We start from the raw sequence: 7073 nt of genomic DNA on the forward strand, positions 1-7073 counted from the left end.
ATTTAAAAATGAAAGGATTGAAAGTTAATATTTATGGAATAAAGTAGGTATTTCCATAAAGCGGGTTGGAATTGAAATAGCAAGGATCTCAACCCAACGTTGTCTAATAATGTTTAGGTTCCAATTTTGACATTTAGATGTCTGGTTATTATAGATACTTTAATCATAATTTTATCTGACCACTCATTATCTAAAAAATAATTAAATCATGTCTTGTCAAATTAAAAATGTAAGACGTTCATTACTCTTACTATCGTTAAGCATTAGTTTGCTGCACGTGTACCCGCAAAATACGGCCGGCAATAGCAACCGCCCCTGGTGGAAAGAGGGTGATCCGTTTAGGTTTGCGAAAAACCCTAAAGCAAAACTGATGTCTTTGATTTCTGTTCAAGGGAACAAGTTCATGAATGCAAAAGGAGATACGATCTTACTTCGCGGCGTTTCTATAGCGGACCCGGATAAGATAGATCGTGAAGGTCATTGGAATAAAATGCTTTTTGAAAAAGTAAAAGATATGGGAGTAATATTAGTTCGCATCCCCGTTCACCCGGCAGCATGGAGAGAGCGAACACCATTGAAATACTTGTCCTTACTGGATTCTGCTGCGAACTGGTGTACCGATCTTAATATGTACTTAGATATTGACTGGCATTCGATTGGTAACCTGGAAATGGAACTTTTCCAAAGTCCAATGTATAATACCACACACAAAGAAACCTATGAATTCTGGCAAATGATTGCCAGGCATTTTGCTGGAAATAATACCGTGGCTTTTTACGAATTGTTTAATGAGCCCACGACTTACCGCGGGCAACTGGGTAATATTAGCTGGACAGAATGGAAAAAAATAAATGAAAACATTATCAGCTTAATCAGGTCATTCGATACAGAGACGATACCGTTAGTTGCCGGCTTCGACTGGGCGTATGATCTAACACCGTTACGTGAAGAACCCATTAATGCTCTTGGAATTGGTTATGTAACCCACCCTTATCCCAATAAACGAACACAACCCTGGGAACCAAAATGGGAAGAGGACTTTGGCTTTGCGTCACAACGTTACCCGATAATCGCAACTGAATTGGGCTTTACCGTTCGCAAAGGCGACCCGGAAGATGGAGCGGAAAATTATGGAACACGCATTATCAAATATCTTGAAAGCAATGGCATTGGATGGCTGGCCTGGGATTTTGATCCCGAATGGGGGCCACAATTATTAAGTTCATGGAACTATGAACTAACGGGTAGTGGTAAATTTTTTAAATCAGCTATGCAAAATAAGTCTAAATAAATGACCACACGGCAGAGCCATCAGGAATATAAAAGAAACCAAACTTCAATTGCAGTGAGAAATATGTTTGGGATGATATAGTTAAAAATCAAATACAAACCCTGAATAAATCTTCCCATCGAAAACTTTATTTTTGGAAACTCTCACCTCATTTATAACGAGGTTATTATCATAGATGTAGGCAATCTTAAAATTCTTTAATTTAAATGAAACTGAAAAGCTTTGTTGTTTGAAAGCATAACCGGCGGCAATCAATCCGTTATTAAACGGTACATAGTTTACACCTAAAGAAGCATCATAAAATTCATTATCAGTGAACAGGGCATCCGCGCCAACATTCAGCCTGCCCCTTTTGTAACATAGACCAACACCATACGAACGCTGGTTTATATAGGATTGATTTGCCGAATCAGGGACAAACTGATCCGCATATAATTTGGTTCCGGCAACATTCATAACGGAAACGCCTGCCTGTAGAAAACTGTTTATCTTATAACTGAAAGAAATATCGGCGTCAATACCTTGTTTTTTAATACTATCATCCATAAAAATATTATAGGGCGTACTATTATTGCTATTGTCAAACTCAAGGGCCATTACCCGGGGGTTATTAAATTTTTGCCATATAGATTTAATGGTCAATCCAACTCCAATTTGCTTATTAACTTTATAAACCGGTGCTAAAAACACTGCATATTCTTCCAGCTTTTCATTATGCGAAGGCAAAATCGACTGATTCGGATCATTAACATTACCATATAGTATATCTCTTGATTGATCCTGTTTTGTATAGATACCACCTACCCCAACGTAGAATTGTTTCGTGATTTGCTGGTAACCGGAAAGTTTAAAATTGTTCTTGAAATTTGCCAACAGGCTAATGTTATATGGCTTACTGCTAAATGCAATTGCTGATGAATTCCAAAATACAGCCTCTGAAAGATTACGGGCAGGAGCAAAATTGAATCCTGTATTGTCGGTATTTGTTATTGGAGAAGAATGAAGGAATATTCCATATTGGATTTTCCCTCCAGGAATGTTTAGTACCTTATAAAGTCCCGACCCGCCGCCGCCTGCTGCGGCTGCAGTAACCAACTTCTGAAATAAATTTATAAACGATACCGGCCCCAGTGCAGGGCTGCCAGGTGCTTTCCCGCTAATATCTTCCGGCGGCAAGCGATGAGCTGAATCCAGTAATTGTTCGGACAGTATATCCGGTAATTCGGCATTTTGGCAATTCTCTAATAACTTCCACCCTTTTACGGTAACATACATTTTAGTAGGGTCTGTATTTCGTTTATCGAGGTCTTCAGATATAAATATACGCTCTACCCTTTTACAACTACTGCATTTAGTAATGATATATAGCGAAACATCTTTGTCCTTTAAATCCTTTGCATCCCAACCTGTGTTTACCTGGAAAAAACCCTGTGGTGTTGTAGTTGTTGCTACCGCAGCTTTTGGATTAAAAGACGGTATAATAATAATGTTAACAGCGCCTCTCGTTGAGGTGGCAATTCCATTGTTCATGCAGCGGAGCGTGCCTTTAATAATAACATCCTGTGCCGTTACCACACCGCACCACAAAGTGAACAGCACAGTGATAAAAATAGCTGGTCTCATTTTCTTTTGGGTTTAGCGTTATTGACTGGTATAGGGTTTAATACAAATTCAATATTATTTTCTCCGGATTCAATTTCAAATTGTTTTGCTTTATCCTCATATGCGGGGTTGGAAGTAATCAGCGTAATCCGGTCACCGAAATGATAGTCAGGAATTGGAATTTCGAAACTACCGTCATTAATTGTTTTGGCAAAGTAGGGTGTTCCGTCAACGCTCACTTCTACGTCCCTGATGGGTCGGTCAGCAGCATCTTTAACGGTGCCGGTTATACGAATAATTTTAGATTGATTTAAGGTAACATCAATGGGATTAAAATTGGCAAGAAGGGTATCAACAGTTAAGCTTTTATATCCATCACTTACTATATTGATGATGATCTTGTTACGTAACTGATCGTAAGGAATGTCAGGGAAGATCACCATGCCCTTTTCGTTTATCGATGCATCCCTCTGGTAGTGCGGAAACGATAAGGTTACACTACCTCTTGTTACAGGATTCTTGTCCTGGTCGAACACCCTGATAGAAAGAAACTGATCACTGGATCCTTTGGGTAACATAAAGCCGCCCAACACCGTGAGTATAACCCCTACAACCGGGCCCGTAAATTTGTAAGTAACATTCGATTGAATTCCTTTAAGCGAGGCATATGAATTCATGATGCCGAAAATAAGCGCACTTGCGGCCATTCCGAAAAGCACCAGCACGAGATAAAAAACGCGATCATCCATTTTTTCGGAGCCGCCCTGCTTCATGTAATGAAAATAATAATAGCCAATGAAGATAGCCGCAATAAGACTTGCAGCAGATATAATTAAATAGGTTACAGCAGTAACCGGTTTTCTTGATTGGGGTTTACCAGTAGTCATCTTACGAGATTATGATGTTATAATTCAATAGAGGATACCGGATATAAATTTTTTGTGGTGAAAAAAACTCAAAAGCCAGCGGTGTTTGTTTTTAGCAGGATCGTTGAATTGCGTTTGAAAATTAATAAAAAAAACGCATCAAGCAATTCGTATTTATAATTATAACATAATCAACAGAAAACAAGTGTCGTACTGCTTAATATTTAACAACCAACAACATCTAATATTTAGTCGATATCAACCGTATCATAAACTACCACTTTATTCCACAAGTGCGAACACTTTTCAACGAACTTTAAATGAACCGGATCTGTTTGATAACTATCCTGGTCTTCTTTATTATCAAAAAGCAACAACCATGAAACGCTGTAAGTACTATCAATCACATTACGATTGGTGGAAGCCGGCTTACCAATATGAAAATTTTTTATGGTAGAAACAACAGAAAGCTTTTTCAATCCTTCTACCAACTGATCGAGTTCATTTTTATTTTCGGGATTTTTAAGCCAGAAGTAAACGTGATGGATAAATCCATTTTTGTCAATAATCATAAGAATAAATTTTTACACTTTGTCTTTTTGGTTCACGGTATTTATCGAAATATCATTTAGCGGAATGCCGCCTTTAATTCCAAAATCCAGCGTGCGAATTGGAAATGGAATCATAATATTATTCTCATCATAAGCTTTTTTTATTTGGATAATCGCTTCGCTACCCACTTGAAGATAGGTCGGCTGATCCGTAGAATTAACCCACATCCTGATTACAAAATTTATTGAACTATCACCGAACTCCTGGTAAAACATGGTAGTCTGATCTTCTTCCGATAGACCTTCAATAGCTTTCACTGCATTTAACGTAACCTCCATTACTTTCCTTAAATCCTCTCCATAAGAAACGCCAATGGTAAGATCAAATCTTCTTTTACCGAGCAATGAATAATTTTCAATAGGATTTTGAAATACCTCTTTATTGGGAATAATCACCATTTCTCCCTGGAACGTGCGGATGGTAGTATCACGAAGATTAATTTCTTCTACCTTACCCATGTAGTCTTTTATTTTTACGATGTCGCCAAGGTGCAACGGTCGACGAACTGAAATAAAAACACCGGAGATAAAATTTCCCGCAATATCCTGGAACGCTAAAGCCAGCGCCAAACCAGCTATTCCTGCGCCAGCCAAAACAGAAGTAACCGCCTTATCAAGTTGAAGAATACTGAGTACTGAAAATAATGCTATACCAATGAAGAATATGTAAATGATCGATGTAAATAAATTATTTAACGTCGTATTTGTTGAAACTCTCGCAATCAGTTTCGCAGAAATTTTTTTAATCCGTCTTGCTAAAAAAAGACCGATCACCAAAACAACAGCAGCGAGTAAAATATTTGGCAATATCTTCACAAAGCCCTGCATCCATTCAGTCAGCTTTTGCATGATCAGCTTATATGCTTCATTAATATCCATCAACATTCGCTATAACAATAATTATACTAAGAATTTTTAGTAAGCAGAAATATAAGCATACTTTACTAAAAAGAAAAAATTGCTTTTAAAACATTGCCTTGAATTATTTTGTTTTGAGAAGTGGCAAAAGGGAAGGAAATATAGCCAAAGGATAATTTTTGTTCTTTAAAAAATATTATCTGTCGTCTAGCAATACCATAATATATATTTTAAATCAATCTAACTCCAGTCAAAATCTACTCCCTGGCTATCGAGCTTCCACTTTACAGGCCATTGATTCGTGAGCCAATCGACAGGTTCTGCAATTGGCTGAGGCCTGGCAGCACTTATGAAACTTTGCTTTATAAATTCTTTTTGTTCCTCACCAACTGCATCGGGCTGAGCAGAAATAAAAAGCGGGGCGCTGCTTTTTGCCAGGAGTTCCATCCATTGCTTATTTTTACTCCATGGAATTTCATTCGTAAGACCAACGCAATCTCCATCGGCTTCATAAAAAGTTTCATGCTGCACCATTCTAAACCCAAGTGTATTAACGCCCATCTTTCTTGTGCGATCCCATTCTTTTCCGCTGGTATCATCACCAATACGATTGAGCTCAAATATGCCTGCTGACAAATGGCTCACTGTATTGCACCCGATTAAATAAAGCGGGCCCGCGGCTTCACGAATATTGTTATATAAATTCAAGATAATCTCAGCATTGGTTTTCGTGTTATCATTAAACTGCCAACCTGCTATCGTCATTCCGTTATCCATTTGAAAGCCCCATTTTCCAAAGATATCATAAGTGCTGTAGTCATGTTTTACCATTTCGAAACCCCATTGCCTGTAGGTGTTCCAAAGATTTTTTATCCGTTCAATGTTTTGCGGAATGGTCGGATCGAGAATGGGATTTTTCGGATCATCACGGCCAGGGATAGACGGAGCTAATAAACTTTTCTTATCATTGTGTCGTGCACACAAAGGCCTGGTCCACAAGCCGGGTCGCATTCCAATTTTCTTAATGTCATCCGCCAGTTTTTTCATGTCGCCGAACTTGCTGTTAGATATACTAAAATCATCACCCCAGCAACAATCATCAGGTAATAACGGAGACTTAATTGCCCATCCGGCATCAATAACAGAAAAGGGCGGATTTTCTGCATTGCTTGCCAATGCTGCCATCATGGAAGTTGTTTCTAGAATCAGCGCAGCCGAATTACTTCCATAAGCAAAGTACCAATCGTTAATACCATAAACTGGTTTCTCTGTCAAACGGGGATTGTCACACATCTGCGTACAAAATCTTCTAAGTGTTGCAAACGCATTTTCCCTGCCTTCATTTTTTGTAGTTACAATATCAGCAGCATGCAGCGTCCGGCTGTGTAATGCTACACCATTACCCCCCGTTCTTGTGTCTAATGTTAATTGCAATTTGTTGCCGGCAATTTGCCATGCGCCAAAAGTATTGCAACCTGTTTTTACACCAAAGCATAGCGTATCGTTATCGTCATGAGTAACGCAGTACCAGGGCAATTTTTTTGAAGCATTTATTTTCCCCCAACTCACATCTCCATAAGTTCGTTCCCATGCATCACCAAGAATTAACGCTGTATTTGCGTTTGCATATTTCCACGAGAGTCTAACTTCCTTTAAAAGCATTGTTGGCGATTGAACATACGCTTCAATTCTGTCATCCAGTTTCTTCAATTCAACTATTACATCTTTATATGTCCATTTTTGCTTGTCAGATGACTGCAAAGAAATGTATGCATTGTCCGAAAGTATTTCCACACCATCCGGCATTTGAATAAGCAGGTTCTTTTTATCGCCGGCCTTTGTGAA

General features: G+C 38.6%; 6 protein-coding genes. 1 reads left to right on the plus strand and 5 read right to left on the minus strand.

The features are described from left to right. The first annotated feature begins 208 nt into the window (after positions 1 to 208). Positions 209 to 1291, plus strand: a complete 1083-nt coding sequence (locus tag ACO1O5_RS13780) for a glycoside hydrolase family 5 protein (protein ID WP_486271143.1) — start codon at positions 209 to 211, stop codon at positions 1289 to 1291. Positions 1292 to 1372: 81 nt separating this feature from the next. Here ACO1O5_RS13780 and ACO1O5_RS13785 read toward each other — a convergent pair whose 3' ends face one another. The 5 genes from ACO1O5_RS13785 to ACO1O5_RS13805 all read right to left on the minus strand — a co-directional run. Beyond that, a complete protein-coding gene (locus ACO1O5_RS13785; protein ID WP_486271145.1) occupies positions 1373 to 2914 on the minus strand; it encodes a PorV/PorQ family protein in 1542 nt (513 codons plus the stop codon). Next, positions 2911 to 3780, minus strand: a complete 870-nt coding sequence (locus ACO1O5_RS13790) for a carboxypeptidase-like regulatory domain-containing protein (protein WP_486271147.1) — start codon at positions 3778 to 3780, stop codon at positions 2911 to 2913. Before ACO1O5_RS13790 ends, ACO1O5_RS13785 begins: the two co-directional genes overlap by 4 nt. Positions 3781 to 4007: 227 nt before the next feature. After that, complete coding sequence (locus ACO1O5_RS13795) at positions 4008 to 4331, minus strand: Dabb family protein (RefSeq protein ID WP_486271149.1); 324 nt, start codon at positions 4329 to 4331, stop codon at positions 4008 to 4010. Between the two features lie 12 nt (positions 4332 to 4343). Next, complete coding sequence (locus tag ACO1O5_RS13800; RefSeq protein ID WP_486271151.1) at positions 4344 to 5255, minus strand: mechanosensitive ion channel family protein; 912 nt, start codon at positions 5253 to 5255, stop codon at positions 4344 to 4346. 213 nt (positions 5256 to 5468) lie between these two features. Further along, on the minus strand, positions 5469 to 7073 hold a 1605-nt coding region (locus ACO1O5_RS13805; protein ID WP_486271153.1), incomplete at its 5' end, for an alpha-amylase family protein.

It is taken from the genome of Ginsengibacter sp. (genome assembly GCF_057362405.1).

Bases quoted from the DNA above. Each gene is read 5' to 3' on its own strand.
- ACO1O5_RS13780 (WP_486271143.1), top strand. From the start codon at position 209: ATGTCTTGTCAAATTAAAAATGTAAGACGTTCATTACTCTTACTATCG.
- ACO1O5_RS13785 (WP_486271145.1), bottom strand. From the start codon at position 2,914: ATGAGACCAGCTATTTTTATCACTGTGCTGTTCACTTTGTGGTGCGGT.
- ACO1O5_RS13790 (WP_486271147.1), bottom strand. From the start codon at position 3,780: ATGACTACTGGTAAACCCCAATCAAGAAAACCGGTTACTGCTGTAACC.
- ACO1O5_RS13795 (WP_486271149.1), bottom strand. From the start codon at position 4,331: ATGATTATTGACAAAAATGGATTTATCCATCACGTTTACTTCTGGCTT.
- ACO1O5_RS13800 (WP_486271151.1), bottom strand. From the start codon at position 5,255: ATGTTGATGGATATTAATGAAGCATATAAGCTGATCATGCAAAAGCTG.